Origin of the sequence: Nocardiopsis alba DSM 43377 (assembly GCF_000341225.1) — a bacterium.
Lineage (GTDB): Bacteria > Actinomycetota > Actinomycetes > Streptosporangiales > Streptosporangiaceae > Nocardiopsis > Nocardiopsis alba.
The window spans coordinates 36,222-50,601 of the sequence record NZ_ANAC01000032.1; the positions used below are offsets into that span (position 1 = coordinate 36,222).

At 65.8% G+C, this 14,380-nt stretch carries 20 protein-coding genes; 9 read left to right on the plus strand and 11 right to left on the minus strand.

The window, feature by feature from the left end:
* Window positions 1-650: 650 nt before the first annotated feature.
* Window positions 651-1,100 (minus strand): ArsI/CadI family heavy metal resistance metalloenzyme, encoded by a 450-nt coding sequence (locus D451_RS0124950; protein WP_017536423.1) that lies wholly within the window; start codon window positions 1,098-1,100, stop codon window positions 651-653.
* 90 nt (window positions 1,101-1,190) lie between these two features.
* Here D451_RS0124950 and D451_RS0124955 point away from each other — a divergent pair, with 90 nt between their 5' ends.
* From D451_RS0124955 to D451_RS0124965, 3 genes are read left to right on the plus strand one after another with little or no spacing between them, the layout of a single operon-like run.
* The gene (locus D451_RS0124955; RefSeq protein ID WP_026125352.1) at window positions 1,191-1,574 is read left to right on the plus strand and encodes an ArsR/SmtB family transcription factor; all 384 of its coding nucleotides are present in this window, start codon (window positions 1,191-1,193) and stop codon (window positions 1,572-1,574) included.
* Entirely contained in the window at window positions 1,571-2,689 is a 1,119-nt protein-coding gene (arsB, locus tag D451_RS0124960) for an ACR3 family arsenite efflux transporter (RefSeq protein ID WP_017536425.1), read from the plus strand. The genes D451_RS0124955 and arsB overlap by 4 nt, the downstream gene beginning before the upstream one ends.
* Window positions 2,682-3,098 carry an arsenate reductase ArsC gene (locus tag D451_RS0124965; RefSeq protein WP_017536426.1) on the plus strand — a complete coding sequence of 139 codons (417 nt, stop codon included), beginning with the start codon at window positions 2,682-2,684 and terminating at the stop codon, window positions 3,096-3,098. Before arsB ends, D451_RS0124965 begins: the two co-directional genes overlap by 8 nt.
* A 408-nt stretch (window positions 3,099-3,506) precedes the next feature.
* Here D451_RS0124965 and D451_RS0124970 read toward each other — a convergent pair whose 3' ends face one another.
* From D451_RS0124970 to D451_RS0124990, 7 genes are all read right to left on the minus strand, one after another.
* Complete coding sequence (locus D451_RS0124970; protein ID WP_017536427.1) at window positions 3,507-3,908, minus strand: DUF397 domain-containing protein; 402 nt, start codon at window positions 3,906-3,908, stop codon at window positions 3,507-3,509.
* A 933-nt stretch (window positions 3,909-4,841) separates the two neighbouring features.
* Complete coding sequence (locus D451_RS27555) at window positions 4,842-5,015, minus strand: DUF397 domain-containing protein (RefSeq protein ID WP_017536428.1); 174 nt, start codon at window positions 5,013-5,015, stop codon at window positions 4,842-4,844.
* A gap of 71 nt (window positions 5,016-5,086) precedes the next feature.
* Window positions 5,087-5,263, minus strand: a complete 177-nt coding sequence (locus D451_RS27560) for a DUF397 domain-containing protein (protein ID WP_017536429.1) — start codon at window positions 5,261-5,263, stop codon at window positions 5,087-5,089.
* Between the two features lie 100 nt (window positions 5,264-5,363).
* On the minus strand, window positions 5,364-5,543 hold the full coding sequence (locus D451_RS27565) for a DUF397 domain-containing protein (protein WP_017536430.1): 180 nt from the start codon (window positions 5,541-5,543) through the stop codon (window positions 5,364-5,366).
* A 44-nt stretch (window positions 5,544-5,587) separates the two neighbouring features.
* Window positions 5,588-5,770: a DUF397 domain-containing protein gene (locus D451_RS27570; RefSeq protein WP_017536431.1), complete on the minus strand. Its 183-nt coding sequence runs from the start codon at window positions 5,768-5,770 to the stop codon at window positions 5,588-5,590.
* Window positions 5,771-6,067: 297 nt separating this feature from the next.
* The gene (locus D451_RS27575; RefSeq protein WP_017536432.1) at window positions 6,068-6,250 is read right to left on the minus strand and encodes a DUF397 domain-containing protein; all 183 of its coding nucleotides are present in this window, start codon (window positions 6,248-6,250) and stop codon (window positions 6,068-6,070) included.
* Window positions 6,247-7,008, minus strand: coding sequence for a Scr1 family TA system antitoxin-like transcriptional regulator (locus D451_RS0124990; RefSeq protein ID WP_081616129.1), 762 nt, complete (start codon window positions 7,006-7,008; stop codon window positions 6,247-6,249). The genes D451_RS27575 and D451_RS0124990 overlap by 4 nt, the downstream gene beginning before the upstream one ends.
* A gap of 261 nt (window positions 7,009-7,269) precedes the next feature.
* On the opposite strand from D451_RS0124990, the gene D451_RS0124995 reads away from it, so the two are divergent.
* From D451_RS0124995 to D451_RS0125020, 6 genes are all read left to right on the plus strand, one after another.
* Complete coding sequence (locus D451_RS0124995; protein WP_241463382.1) at window positions 7,270-7,713, plus strand: ATP-binding protein; 444 nt, start codon at window positions 7,270-7,272, stop codon at window positions 7,711-7,713.
* Between the two features lie 374 nt (window positions 7,714-8,087).
* The gene (locus D451_RS0125000) at window positions 8,088-8,348 is read left to right on the plus strand and encodes a hypothetical protein (protein WP_026125353.1); all 261 of its coding nucleotides are present in this window, start codon (window positions 8,088-8,090) and stop codon (window positions 8,346-8,348) included.
* Window positions 8,345-9,265, plus strand: a complete 921-nt coding sequence (locus D451_RS0125005; RefSeq protein WP_036568713.1) for an SAM-dependent methyltransferase — start codon at window positions 8,345-8,347, stop codon at window positions 9,263-9,265. Before D451_RS0125000 ends, D451_RS0125005 begins: the two co-directional genes overlap by 4 nt.
* A gap of 137 nt (window positions 9,266-9,402) precedes the next feature.
* Complete coding sequence (locus D451_RS0125010; protein WP_017536437.1) at window positions 9,403-9,609, plus strand: DUF397 domain-containing protein; 207 nt, start codon at window positions 9,403-9,405, stop codon at window positions 9,607-9,609.
* Between the two features lie 258 nt (window positions 9,610-9,867).
* Complete coding sequence (locus D451_RS0125015) at window positions 9,868-10,443, plus strand: helix-turn-helix domain-containing protein (protein ID WP_017536438.1); 576 nt, start codon at window positions 9,868-9,870, stop codon at window positions 10,441-10,443.
* 131 nt (window positions 10,444-10,574) lie between these two features.
* Window positions 10,575-10,742: a BldC family transcriptional regulator gene (locus tag D451_RS0125020; RefSeq protein ID WP_014910824.1), complete on the plus strand. Its 168-nt coding sequence runs from the start codon at window positions 10,575-10,577 to the stop codon at window positions 10,740-10,742.
* Between the two features lie 759 nt (window positions 10,743-11,501).
* Here D451_RS0125020 and D451_RS0125025 read toward each other — a convergent pair.
* The 3 genes from D451_RS0125025 to D451_RS0125035 all read right to left on the minus strand — a co-directional run bounded on the left by D451_RS0125025 (window position 11,502) and on the right by D451_RS0125035 (window position 14,144).
* Complete coding sequence (locus D451_RS0125025; RefSeq protein ID WP_026125355.1) at window positions 11,502-12,524, minus strand: alpha/beta hydrolase; 1,023 nt, start codon at window positions 12,522-12,524, stop codon at window positions 11,502-11,504.
* A 324-nt stretch (window positions 12,525-12,848) separates the two neighbouring features.
* Window positions 12,849-13,382 carry a hypothetical protein gene (locus tag D451_RS27090; protein ID WP_017536440.1) on the minus strand — a complete coding sequence of 178 codons (534 nt, stop codon included), beginning with the start codon at window positions 13,380-13,382 and terminating at the stop codon, window positions 12,849-12,851.
* 177 nt (window positions 13,383-13,559) lie between these two features.
* The gene (locus D451_RS0125035) at window positions 13,560-14,144 is read right to left on the minus strand and encodes a hypothetical protein (RefSeq protein WP_152473003.1); all 585 of its coding nucleotides are present in this window, start codon (window positions 14,142-14,144) and stop codon (window positions 13,560-13,562) included.
* Window positions 14,145-14,380: the final 236 nt, after the last annotated feature.

The window sequence follows — 14,380 nt, forward strand, 5'->3', positions numbered from 1 at the left end:
AGCTCTCTCAGTAAGCAGGCGGCATGACCTACACCTACCCGCACGGGACGAGGGTGATCGGGACTTGTGTTCGGTGGCCGAGGGAGCGCTCGTCGAATTGCACGATGGCCGGGCGGTTGGTGAAACGTGATGAGCGGGTGAGGCCCGAGCTCCGATCGTGCGGGTGTGGTCTGTTCGGATGTAGACGATCCGCTCGAGGTGAGAACTGAGTCCTTCGGAGACTGGGGGAGGTGCGAAGCCGGTGGGGTGTTCGTTCTCGGTCTGGTACGGGGCGGGTGTGGTAGGGATGTGTGGTGAGCGGAGGCCGCTTCGCGGCGGAGGTTGCGGGAAGATAACGGCCTCTGTTTTCGCAGGTCATTTTCCCTGAGCCCCACGCACGTGGGGATGGACCGTCGCGCCACGTGCGCGGCTCAGGTCTGGTGCGCTGAGCCCCACGCGCGTGGGGATGGACCGCTGACCACGATGTTCGCCACCTCAGTTCCCTCCTGAGCCCCACGCACGTGGGGATGGGTTGTAGCTCGCCCCTTGGTCTGGGCTGCGGGCCTTGGGGCACACGGTGTGGTGCCGGGTCTGAGCGTAAGGGTCGGACCGGACGCCCCTGGTCGTCGCCCCACCGCCCCACCCCACCCGGCCCTACGGCTCGTCGGTGACTACACCTGCGCGGTGGCGCAGCAGGCGGACGCCTCGCCGGTGGCGCCGGCATTCACCTCCTGGGGTGCCGCTCCCCTCTGGTCGCTGTCGCCCTTGACCACGTAGACCTCCCAGGGCTCCTTGCCGGGACCGTGGACCCACACCTTGTCCTGCACGGCGTAGCAGCACGAGGTGTCGTTCTCCTCGAAGGTGGCCAGGCCGGAGTCCTTGAAGCGTTGGGTGGCGGCGTTCACCTGTTCGGTCTCCTCGACCTCCACGCCGAGGTGGTCCAGGCGGGTCTCCTGGCCGGGCTCGCCTTCGATGAGGACGAGCTTGAGCGGGGGCTCGGAGATGGCGAAGTTGGCGTAGCCGGGGCGGCGTTTGGCGGGTTCGACGCCGAAGAGGGTCGAGTAGAAGACCACGGACGCTTCGAGGTCGGCGACGTTGAGGGCGAGCTGGACACGGGACATGAGGTCCTCCGGAAGCTGTATCGAAGTTCATCTATGCAGCGTTGCGTCTCCAGTTTTGCCATCTGTTTCGAACTTTGTCAATATAGACGCATGTCGAATCAAGAGGTGGGTGTCACCGATCTCCAAGGCGCCGTCACCGACTGCTGCCCCAGACTCCTGAAGGAGCCGCTGGAGGACGGCGAGGCGGTCGAGCTCGCCCGGGTCTTCAAGGCCTTGGGTGATCCGGTGCGGCTGCGGCTGTTGTCCATGATCGCCACGTGTGACGGCGACGAGGTGTGCGTGTGCGACCTGACGCCCGCCTTCGACCTGTCCCAGCCCACCATCTCCCACCACCTGAAACTGTTGCGAGAGGCCGGGCTCATCTCCTCCGTGCGGCGCGGCACGTGGGTGTACTACCGGCTGATCCCGGAGACGACGGACCGCCTGGCCGCGATCCTGACCCGCTCGTTGAAGCCCGAGGAGGCCGGTTCATGAGCGCCCCCGCACCCACCGATCCCAATGCCGGGGTGGTCGGACGCCTGTCGGCTCTGGATCGGTTCCTGACCGTGTGGATCCTGGCGGCGATGGTCGCGGGTCTGGCCCTGGGCCGTCTGGTCCCCGGACTGGGCGAGGCGCTGTCCGGGGTCGGCGTGGCCGGGGTGTCCCTGCCGATCGCGGTGGGGCTGCTGGTGATGATGTTCCCGCCCCTGGCCAAGGTCCGCTACGACCGCCTCGGCACCGTCACCGGCGACCGCCGGATGCTGATCACCTCGTTGGCGGTCAACTGGCTGGCCGGCCCGGCGCTGATGTTCGCGCTGGCGTGGGCGTTCCTTCCCGACCTGCCCGAGTACCGGACCGGGCTGATCATCGTCGGCCTCGCGCGGTGCATCGCGATGGTGATCATCTGGAACGACCTCGCCTGCGGTGACCGTGAGGCCGCCGCCGTGCTGGTGGCCCTCAACTCCCTGTTCCAGGTGGTGGCCTTCGGCGCCCTGGGCTGGTTCTACCTGTCGGCGCTGCCCGGGTGGCTGGGCCTGGAACAGGCGGCTCTTGAGGTTTCCTTCGTCGACATCTCGGTATCGGTGGTGATCTTCCTCGGGGTGCCCCTGCTCGCCGGATACCTGACCCGCCGCCTGGGCGAGCGGGCCCGGGGCCGCGAATGGTACGAGACCCGCCTGTTGCCCAAGTTGGGGCCGTGGGGTCTGTACGGACTGCTGTTCACCATCGTCATGCTGTTCGCGCTCCAGGGCGAGGCGATCACGTCGCGGCCGTGGGACGTGGCTCGGATCGCGCTGCCCCTGCTGCTCTACTTCGTGATCATGTGGGCCGGGACGCTGGCTCTGGGGCGGGCCTTGGGGATGGGCTACCCCCGATCGGTGACGCTGGCCTTCACCGCGGCGGGCAACAACTTCGAGCTGGCGATCGCCGTCGCGATCGCCTCCTTCGGTGCCGCCTCCGGCCAGGCGCTCGCCGGTGTGGTGGGGCCGTTGATCGAGGTGCCGGTGTTGATCGCGCTGGTGTACGTGGCGCTGGCGGCACGGCGATGGTTCCCCGGTGAAAGGGGCGTAGAGGTGGGCTCTTCCACGACGAAGGAGACGACCGGTGACTGACCGTTCGGAGGCCGTGGTCCCGCGGGTGCTGTTCGTGTGCGTGCACAACGCCGGACGCTCCCAGATGGCCGCCGCCTTCCTGGAACACCTGGGTGGCGAACGGGTCGAGGTGCGCTCGGCCGGCTCCGCCCCGGCCGACGAGGTCAACCCGGTGGTGGTGGAGGCGATGGGCGAGGTCGGGATCGACATCACGGCCGGTACCCCGAAGCTCCTCACCCCGGACGCGGTCCGCGCCTCGGACGTAGTCGTCACGATGGGCTGTGGCGACGCGTGCCCGTTCTTTCCCGGAAAGCGTTACCTCGACTGGGAGCTGCCCGATCCGGCGGGGCAGGGTGTCGAGGCGGTCCGGCCCATCCGTGACCGGATCAGGCGGCACGTCGAGGACCTCTTGCAGGAGCTTGTTCCGTAGGCGGTCGGTGTCACTGCGGGCCACTGCTGAGTCCCATGTGTGGGGGCTGAAGTCGGTGGGGTGTTCGTGGGTGCCGGTGGGCTCTGTGGGGGTGTGGTAGGGCTGGATCAGGGGCGGAGGCTGCTTCGTGGTGAAGGTTGCGGGAAGATGACGGCTTCTGTTTCCGCAGGTCATTTTCCTGAGCCCCACGCACGTGGGGATGGACCGAGCACAAGGAGGAGGCCACCGCCTGCCGAGAGCCTGGGCCCCACGCACGTGGGGATGAACCGGGCTCGACGGGGTTGCCGTTCTCGTTCTCGGGCTGAGCCCCACGTAGGTGGGGATGGGCGGTCGCCGATCGGCTTCGTTCGATCGGGGACCGGGGCTGCGAGCTTGGGGGAGTGGCCCGGCTGACGCCGGGCCGTCTCGCTAGGCCTTGGTGGCTTGGCGGCGTTCGTATTCTTCGCGGGCCTTGGGGGTGAGCAGCGGGGAGGGGACCCATTCGGCGGGCTGGTCGGCGCGTTCGCGTTGGAGGGCGATCTCTTCTTCGGTGAGGTGTTCTTCGGGGATGTCGAACTCTCCGTCCCTCACACCGAGGGTGAAGGCCTCCCATTCGGCGGGGGTGAAGAACAGGGTGCCCTTGTCGGGGGATTTGCCGTCGCGGACAGCGCGGAAGCCGTCGTCGAACTCGGCGACCTCCACGATCGCCTCTGATTCGGGGTCGGAGAGTGAGGAGCGCATCCATACCGCGTCGGTGGTGTCGTGCCACTTCTCGTTCCCCATGGCCTCGGGGGGAAGATCCTTCTTCGACTGCTGCTCGCGGTCGCTCATGTCTCTCCTTGCGTCGTGACGTATGGGAGTCACTGTAGGGGGACTGTAGAGGGGAGGCCTCCGCCGCCTCGGACGGTGGGGACCGATTCTCTGCGGAGGCTCGGCTCTTGGGGAGTGCGCTGAGCAGGGCGTTCCATTCGGAGTCGGGATATTGAGCTCGGCGAGGCCGCGGTGCCGGGGGCGGAGGTCGCTTCCAACCGAAGGTTATGGATGGATGACGGCTTCTGTTTCCGCAGGTCATTTTCCCTGGACCCCACGCACGTGGGGGAGACCTCCCGTTCCCGAGTCCGAAAGGACGTCTATGAAGCTGGACCCCACGCACGTGGGGGAGACCTCCGGAACTTCGTCTCTGCTCCTCGCGGGGATGTCTAGGCTGGTGGGGGAGTGGTGTTCGGGTGGACGGTCGAGGGGTGTCGGTTTTGTCTGTTTCTCGACAACTTGCAGAAATGATGGGTGGGTCGGGATAGCTTTGCAGGTCAGGAAGACTCCTCCCCGCGCACGCGGGGATGGCCCCTCGAGGTTGATCCGCGTGATGTTCGACGTCGACTCCTCCCCGCGCACGCGGGGATGGCCCCCACACACATGACGACGGCCCCACCCCCGCTTGCTCCTCCCCGCGCACGCGGGGATGGACCGGTGTTGTGAGCCGGTGACCACGCCCAATTGTCCTGAGCCCCACGCACGTGGGAATGGACCTGCCTACCAACAGCTCGATACCCAGGCAGGACGCTGAGCCCCACGCACGTGGGGATGGACCTCCCAGTGGCGACGCCACCAACCGTGATCTGGCCTGAGCCCCACGCACGTGGGGATGGTCCCGTCGACTTCGATCGGCGCCTCATCCGGCAGGCCTGCCGACGCCTCCTCCCCGCGTAGCGGGCATGGGGGAGGCTCCGGGAGCTTTTGCTTCCGGGGCCTCGTTGGTTCCGGGGGTTACCGGATGAGGGTGGTGAGGAAGGCCGACCATTCGTGGGCGGGCAGGTTCAGCTCGGCCAGGGCTCGGTTCTGGGTGTCACGGATGTGAGTGGCGGTACCTTCCGCCACTTCGACACATTGGCCACCGCTGCCTCCGCTGTAGCTGGACTTGTGCCAGTGCTGTCGCTGCATGATTGCTCCTTTGGGGGGGTGTTCGACGTTGTCGGGGGGAGTGTCGGGAGGAGCCGGTCCGCCCCAGGGGTTCAGTGTGAGCGGAGGGTGTTGAGCAGGGCGGTCCATTCGGTGTTCGGAAGGCTGAGTTCGGCGAGGTGGCGGTGTTGGGTGTCGCGGATGGCGGCGCCCTGGGCGGTGGCGCGGGCCTCGACGCAGTTTCCGCCGGTGTTGCTGTAGGTGGACTTCTTCCAGTGCTCGTTCATCATGTCGCGCTGTCTCGATCTCTTGGATGGGGGCGGAGAGTACTCGTCTGCGAAAGTCCTCCGAGGAAGGTTCCGCCGTTCCGCGGTGGGCCTGGCCGGGGGGTCAGTTCGTGCGGAGGGTGCTGAGCAGAGCGGTCCACTCCGAGGCGGGAACGCTGAGCTCGGCGAGGCCGCGGTGCCGGGTATCGCGAACGCCGGTGGTCGGGCCTTCAGCGACTTCGACGCAGTTTCCACTGGCTCCGCTGTAGGACGACTTGTGCCAGGTGCGCTGTTGATGGGTCATGGTTCGCCTGTTCCTTCGGAGCGAGGGGTGACTCGTGTGGAGGGTCAGGGTTGGCGCGAGCAGAGTGTGTGGAGGAGGGCGTTCCAGTCGGAGCCGGAGACGCTGAGCTGGGCCTGGGCGCGGTTCTGGGTGTCGCGGATTCGGGTGGTGGGACCTTCGGCGACTTCGACGCAGTGGGAGCCTGACGTGCTGTAGCTGGACTTATGCCACGGGGTTTCGCTGGTCATGCGCGGTCCGTTCTCTTCGGAGGACGGAGGCTGACTGCTGCGGAGCGAGGCTTCTTCAGGGGGAGTTAAGAGAGGTCGTGCACTCGGGGGATGGGGGTGTTCTCAGATCATGACTTCGGCTGAGATGATGCGGAGGTACGAAACTTCTCCTTCCCCGTTGAGCTGGGGAGTAGTCCTTGTGTTTTCTAGACCAGATATATCTCCCCTTGCGCCGATACGTATGGGAGTTACTCTGGGGTCGTACAGAACACAACCGGTCCCCGCCACCTTGATTGGCGGGGACCGGTTTGTGGTCTGCTACTTAACAGAAGCGACCGCGCCGAGAAGCGCGGACCATTCGCCCGCACCGAAGGACAGATGGCCGAGTTCCCGGTTCTGAGTGTCACGCACGTCCGCGCCGCCAGGGCACTCTCGCGCTTCCACGCAGTTGCTGCCATTTGCGCTGTACGTGCTCTTGTGCCAGTCGGTTGGGGTCTTCATACGAGGGACCTCAAAGCTTCTATTGAGAGGGGTTCCGGAAGTGCAGCGGCGAGCGCTGCGGTGATCTGTCCGGCAAGCCTGTCACCGGATTGCAGGTCGTAGACCAGGTTACCGTCTGCGTGATCGCTTACGATGGCAGACTCCCCGGACCGGAGTCGGTAGTCCATCAACGGTGCAGCCGGGACCAAGACCAATGTTCCCTCGGGGATCACCTGCACCTTAACCCTCCCGGTCTCGTACCAGGACAGTAGCGCGGCCGCCTGCGCGGAGCGGACCTTGGGGGACATGTAGGAGACAGCCCCCAGCGGAAAAACTGCTGTCACTTGGAGCTCGGCTAGCTCTTTGAGTCGCCCACACCTGAGCGCAACAAGCCGGGCGATCTCCTCCGCGTCGGTGTCTGGCTGCCCTGCAGTGAACACGGCATGAGCATATTCCGGGCACTGGAGCATGCCCGGTACAAGAGCCGGGGTTGCGATGGTGACTCGGCGGGCTGCGCGCTCGATCCCTTCGATGTCGCGAGCCCACTCAGGTAGCCCATTGCCGGTGGTGACGGCTAGCCACACCGACATGAGGTCGCCGTTCGCACCGAGAGCCTTGTCCAGACTTTCCACATTGCCCCGTTTTGGCGTTGATTTCCCCTTTTCCCACCTATTCACGGACGAGTGTCCAGTGTTGGAACGTTTAGCTAACTGCTGTTGCGTCAGACCTGCAAGTTCCCGGAGCCTGACGAGATTTTCAGCAAACAGATTGGGGGTCATGGATTAATTATTGCCCATGGCTTCTCATGATCACACTTTAGATTCCACGGATTGCTCAGACGCTGTGGAATCTCTGGATGACGCTCCAAGCTGGACTCACGTCAGCACAGAGGGCTACGTACGTCGGGTGGAAGTGCCCGACAGCAAGAAACCCCGGGGGCCGAAGTGGAAGGCGGCCGCCCGGGGTTGTGACCCACCCCGAACGCTCCGAGGTGAGATGCCATGAAGTGTACTGCTCTGAGGCCGCGCCATGACAGGCCTTTGTCCTCTGCTTACCAAGTGCTCCACTACCCCGACCCCGACAGGCTGGGTCTTCGCGTTCGGCACACGGTCGCCGCTCGCGCTGCTGCGCAGAACTGGGTGCGTCGGCATGCTGCCCAGGGGATCGCCAACCCGATGGCGGCCGTCGAGATCGCGAACCGTGCGTCGTTGATCGCGTGGGAGTTGATGGACAACGCCCATCGCTACTCCCATTCGGGTGCTCCGGATCAGACGCTCACGCTGATGCTGGAACGTTCGCGCTACCTGTTGTCGATCACGGTCACCGATGCCGGCCCCGCCCCGGGATGCAAGCGGCTCTCTTTTCCGGAGCAGAAGAGCCACGGCGGTGGTCTGGGTCGGGTGGCTTCACTCTCCTTCTATTGGGACTGGGACGGATGCGCGGGCCTACCGGTGACGGTCAAGGCCCGGATCGAACTTCCCTGACCAGCGTGAAGGAGCACATCGTGAGCATGATCCCGACACAGGTCCGACGCACCCTCCCACCCACCACCACATTCACCCCGTCCAAGGCCACCGCTCCCACGCCCGCTTCATCGGTACAGCGGGGCAGGCACACCCTGCTGGCTCGGACGGGAATCTTCGTTCCGCCCGACATCACCACCGCTGGCCCGGTCATCCCGAAGGTTCGGAGGAGCTGGTTCGGTCTTCGGCGCCGGTTCGCTCACTGGGCCGGGCTCCTCCCGAACTCCAGCGAACCTGAACAGCCCGTCCCGCCGAAGCCTCCGGTCCCTCTTCCCCGTCGCACCCCGCGATCTCCGTCCACCCCGCCGGCTCCTGAGAGTCCGTCCGCCTCGCGGGTGACAGAGCAGAGCGCCGCCGCGGAGTTGAGCGCGCTGCGACTGTTGGGCCGATTGAGCGTCCAACAGCGATTGGCGCGGGTCGACCACAGGTTGAGCCTGGCCCGGCTGATCGTCGACGGGATCTTGGACGAACGCTCCCGGGTGGAACGGCAACTCCGCGAAGCCGAACAGGCCGAACAGGACGCCGGCACCCAAGAGCTCGGTGTGGCCATACGCCGCTACCTCGACCAGGGCGGACGGACGTGGACGACCTCATGAGCACGCCCGGTACCGGAAAGACCATGACGTGGGGCGCGGCCCGTAGCGGCACCCTGCTGGATCGTGAGGAATGGGCGTTGACCAACGCGGCCCGCACGTTCGATTACCTGGACTACGGCAAGGATTTCTGGAGCCAGGACCGCCATGTCGCCGTCAAGATGGCGGAGGCCTCGCCGGGGTTGGCGGGGCAGATGTTGGTGCACCGCAAGGCCCGGGAAGGTGTGGTGGGCGCGGTCTGCCGCTCCTTCTCCCAGGTGATCGATCTGGGTTGTGGGTTGCCGGCGATGCGTCGAGCCCCGCATGAACGGGGCCGGGTGTTGTGGGGAAGCCGGGCGAGGACGGTCTATGTCGATCACGACCTCGCCGCCCTGGCGGCGGTGCGGGCGTGGTGGGAGCACCCTGCTCAGGTTCGGGGGTACAACGTGCGGGTCTTGGATCTGGATCTGAGGTTTCCGGAGACGCTGGTCAACGCGTTGGGTGAGCATCTGGATCTGTCGGTTCCGGTGGGGGTGCTCTCCACCCTGACCCTCGACCACTTGGAGGATTCCGAGGTCACAGGCCTGGTCGAGGCGCTCGCCGCGAGGCTGGCACCGGGGAGCGGCTGGGGGATCACCCACCTGTCCGGGATGAACGGTGCCGCTGAGGTCTACACCGGCCAGGCCCGGGAGCAGGGTGCGGATACCCGGTTAGTGGCACGTGAGCCGGAGGGGCTGCGGAAGGTGTTCGAGGCCGCCGGTTGGGGGCGTTGGCGGGGCTTGTCGCCGTGCGATCCGGGCGGGGGAGAGCCGCCGATCGCCGCCCTGACCACCCTGGACGCCTCCACCCAGCCCGACCGCCCTGACCGAGTCGCTCGGTCCGAGTGCTCCGACCGGTCCGCGCTTCCCGTGCGGCCTGCTCCCTCCACCGGGGTCGCCTGATCGGGCCGTGAAAAGACTCGGTGCCCTCACCTGAGAAGTGAGGGCACCGAAGAGCCCGCGAGGGCTCGCCTCCCGGGGGCGGTTGCCGCCGCCTCCCGGGGTTTCAACCGCAAGAACAAGCAGGTAGAGGATATTTCATGAAGATCGTGGAGACCCAGGGCCGTAGGTCCTTGACCGCCGGGGTGTGGCACAAGGCCGAAGCCTCTCAGGGCGCCTCCAACTGCGCCGCCGCCAAGCTGCTTGATGGCGGGAACGTGTTGATGGGCGACACCCAGAACCCCGACCAGGTCCGACTGACGTTGCCGGGCAGTGCCTGGGACGCGCTGGTCCGCACCCTCGCCTAGCCGATCCCCACAAGACGACGGGGCACTTGCGGCCTGGCAGCAGCAACGCGTGGCCCGTCCGGTGCCCCAGGAGGCGCGCCCTAAGGAGCGCCCTCCTGGGGCCCACCCCTGAACCAAGGCACTTCCGGAAGAACAGAGATGACGTACCCCGATCCGGATTCGCTCTCGACCTCGGAGAGGTGCCGAGTCCGTAGAGCGGACAGAGAAGCTCGTGCCTTCCTCGTCCACTGGGCCGGGTCGACCGTTCCCGGAGCGCGCATGACCGGCCCCGAACAGCCCGAACACTTCATGAACGATGACCGGCCCGTGTCGGTGGAGAGCAAGGAGGCCCAGGTGGATCAGGACGCGGATTCTCTGTGCTCCGAGTCCAAGAAGGCGCTCGGTGTCCACTTGAAGCGGCTGCGCAAGGTGGCCGGGTTGAGCGGATATCGGCTCTCGGGTGTGGACCAGTCGACGGTCTCGCGGATCGAGACCGGACGCATCCGCCCCTCCCACGAGCTCCTGACCAGGCTTCTCGATGCTTACGAGGCCGACCAGGAAGGGCGTGAGCAGGCCTACCTGCTCTGGGACCAGGCCCAACTGCCGCTCCAGACCCGGCGTCGGCAGGTCGAGGGCACCCGTCCCGCGTGGGACCAGGCCGCCCGCCCGGCCTGCGGCCCCACCCTGCTGGCCGGGGCGAGCGCCGCCGAGGACGCCGCCCGCTACCTGACCCGCGCCCAGTGGGCCGGTAACAGCCAAGCCCGCAGGAACGCCTTGCTGGACGACGCCGAAGGACGACTGGTCCAGGTCTTGGCCGCGCTGCACGCTGCCCGAACACGGACATCGGCGCGATGAACATCCTCCTGTTACGACTTCCATGCCTCTGATACGGGTCCGGCGCACACGACCGACCCCCCTGAACTTCCTTGACCTCCGATAACGACCCCCTTTGAGAGAAGAACATGACGCAGCCGGATGTCGACCCCATGGACCTGCTCACCCCACAGGAGGTCGCCCAGGCCTTTCGGGTGGATCCCAAGACCGTCCGTTTGTGGGCCCAGGAAGGCAGACTCCGCTGGGTCCGCACGCTCGGCGGCCATCGCCGCTACTTCAAGTCCGACGTTCAACGCCTGCTCACCGAACCCGGACGGTGACCACGTGGGCCGAGTGGAAGCAACACGATGTCTGCTCTCTCTGAGACGGGGGAGTAGACCGTCCCGGCCGTGATCGGGACACGAAGACCTTCCGCCTCCCGCGCGTCGGTGACGTGCGCGGGGGCGTGAAAGCCGGCGTGGCGGTGCGGTCGACCTCGGACGACGCGGATCAGCTTTCCGCGGGCTCTGTCAGGGTCCCGTACCGCCAGGTCCGCCAAGCCCCGCCGCCTTCGGGTGGCGAAGGCCTCGCCCGGCCTTGGAGTCGGGTGGGGTTATGGGGGAGTGGGCCGGGGGTGTCACCACCACCTCCGGCCCCTCCGCACCATCTGCCATCGCACGTGGACGCTGCGAAGACCGGTGAGCCGGAGCAGCCATAGAACGTGAGGGCCGGCTGGATGTCGGAGCCCAGGGACTGGAGACCCGACGGCTCCGATCGGGACCCTCCGCGGGGGTCGCACCCGAAGCGCACTTCGGGTGCGACCCCCGACCAACGAGTACCCCGTCATGGCCCGGGACGGTCTTCGATTCCTCCACCGAGAGGCCCTGGTCGATGAACCGGGTGGTGCGGAGGCGTCGAGCCGGCGGTTCGCGGTGACACCGATCGACCCGCCTGGGTGCGCGCCGGCCAGTTTCCCAAGGTCGAGCTCGCGCGCACCATGACACGGCGAGGCCGGCAGAGCCTCGACCACGTGCGGAGTGAGGCGACCGCTTCGCCGATTCCGTGTGCCAGAGCCGCCAGAGCCTCTGCGCGAAGCGGGGCTATCCGGCCGAACGCAACCGCCCGATCATGCCGTCCAGGTCGGCGCGCACCAGCTCCGGCCGGACGAAGTGACCGCCACCGACCTCGTGCGACTCGTGGGGGATATCGGCGCCGTCCAACAGGGAGCGGAACTCACGCTGCCCGGCCAGGACCTGCTCCTCGTTCATCCGGTCGAACAGGTCGAACGGATCGGGGCTGTCCCCGGCGACCATGAACACGCGCTTACCGCGATAGCGTTCGACGTTCTCCACCGGGTTGTCCGCGCTCACCCGCCCCTCGTCCCAGGGCACCCCGTAGACCGTGCCGCCACCGAGCTCGAAGGCCCCGGAGGTGAAGTTCGCCCAGTGGGTGACCAGCCCGAAGTCACGGCGCGTGCTCGCCGGACCCGAGTAGGAGCTGACCGAGGCGAAGTGACCGTAGTACTTGGCCGCGTACTTGAGCGCGCCGAAGCCGCCCATCGAGAAGCCCGCCACGGCCCGACCATCGAACTCGGCGTACGTTCGGAAGTTCGCGTCGACCCAGGGCAGGACCTGGCTCATGTGGAACGTCTCCCAGTTGCGGGGGCCGACGTTGGAGGTGACGGGGTTGCTGTACCACCCGCAGGGCCCGCCGTCGGGCATCACGATGATGATCTGCTTGTCCTCGGACAGCTCACGGATGCCGGCCTTGTCCCAGCTGATGAAGTCCTGGCCCGGCCCGCCGCCGTGCAGCAGGTACAGGACGGGGTAGGTGCGCCCATCATCGCGGTAGCCGCGGGGTACCAGGACGTTGATGGCGGGATCCCACGCGACCTCGTCCGTCTCGAAGCGGTAGTACCACATACGAGGGTCGTCCTCGTTGTGCGCGACGAGGCGCAGGCCGGCATGGTCGGGGGAGGGGAGAGGCCGTGCGGCGGTTTCGGCGCGGGCGGGGGACGTCGCCGCCAGAAGGCCGCCGGAGGCCACGGCCATGCCGAGGGAGAGACCGCCGACGTTCTTGAGGAGGGTCCGGCGGCTCGGGGGGTTCGGGGGGTTCGGGCTCAAGTCGACTCCAGAGGGGTACGGGGGAGACCCGCGCGGGCCGGTGCCGGCCGGTCGAGAGGGTACGAACGGTCGGGTCGCGGCCTGCGTGGGGCGGCCGCCTCGTCGTGGCCGCCACCCCAGTGGAACAGGGCGTCATGGCGAGCGCACGGGGGGTTGCGATAACAGGTTCGTTAACCTTCTCCGCCTGTGGGTGATATGCGTGTTCGTTTCCTACATCGTGGCTCCAAGCCCGAGCGAAGGAAGCGCCCCGTCGAGCCCTCAGGCCCTGCCTGGAGGTGATCACGACGGTGACCGGCGAGGCCTGGCGACCCGTATGGAGTCATCTCACCGCAACCGCTTCCCCGCCTCCCAATCATCAGAAGTGGCCAGAACAGGCCCGGAGACAGACCTGGCGCCAGTGGCATAGAGCATCCACCAAAGCTCCTCGAACGGCACCACCGGCTCTCCGCGGGTATCTACGAACACACTCACGCCACCCCCGTCCGAGACGACGATGTCCCACCAGGACCATCGTCTGTCCTCGGGGTCGAAGAGCGATATCCATTCATGCACCCCCCAGATATCGCCCTGGCGATGCCGGTAGTAATTCTCGCAACCTTGCAGCACGAGATCATCGGCTGACCCCTCAACGGGTTCAGTGTCGCAAAAGGAGGCGAGAAACCATCCGGGAAGCGATGAGTGGTCAAAGTGCTCACGCTCAAAACCTTGAAGGGAGCCGATGGCGATCACCGAAGTCAGAACCCGCCTGAGTCGGCAAGCGTACTCTCCCGCATCCGACAGAGGGTTCACATCCATGCGGACCATCACGGAAGGAGCCTCTCCTACCGGGCCGAAGCGAACCCGATCCAGCTCATCCATGAAGGTCCTTTGGCTGCTGCAAGATTCTCCTGCTGTTAGGGATAATACTCGCCAGGAAACCGTTGGTCATTCTTGGCGGAAAACCAAGTCGGTGCCGTCGGATCGGCATCGCCGTCCTCGAGTGTCCGCACCGCTTACACGCCAAATCTCATCGAATTATATTTCATGGCCGGGCGATCAGAAAAAATCACCGGACAGCCAGGAAGAAATCTCCCTTCCATCGCTTTCGGCATCCCTCAAGTGAGAACCAATGTCACCGCTCTCCTCCAGGGAAGAGCGAACCCTATCGACCAACCTGGACACTTGATGCCTGTTCCAGGCGACCCTGGGGTCGCTTTCAGCGTCTACCGCATCCGCAATTTCATCCAACTCCCCTTCCACCCACCAGAAAACCCAATCGTTAGAGCCGGCGGCGATCGCCTCCAGGGAGCCCGTGCCTCGAGGCATCTCGACAACTTCATCGATCAGGATCAGCATGTCGGCCAGGGCCTGCTCCATATAATGGGCATAATCGCTGTCAAACCGCGACATGAAGGAATCGAAAATGCTTTTAAAGCATTCTTGATCGACCTCTCGCGGTTCGCCGCGGTCGGCGATTTCGACACACAACCTGCCGATGCATCCACTGGAGTAGTCGTCCTCCGGTGTCAATGCTCCTAGAAGGCGCTCAATGGGGTCGGCGAACCTCAAGGCGATCACTGCGGAGATTCGCTTTTCCGTATTCATATCGCCAGCCAGGGAAGGATCATTCGATTTTTTCACCGATTATCACCTGAACCAAATGGCAACCGCATCACTTACGATCGTCCCCCCTCGATTTGATATCTCTTCTCGACATGAAGGGCAAAAGGGGCGACTTGCAGCTACGCGAAGCGGAGAGCCCCCTGTTGCGCTCAAACCATCGAGCGCTGCAACTTCTGCATGAACATTCCTACGTCCAGTGAGGTTTTCTCAGTGAAATGGTCGTCGTGAAGTGAGTTGATCCGCGCGATCCCTGG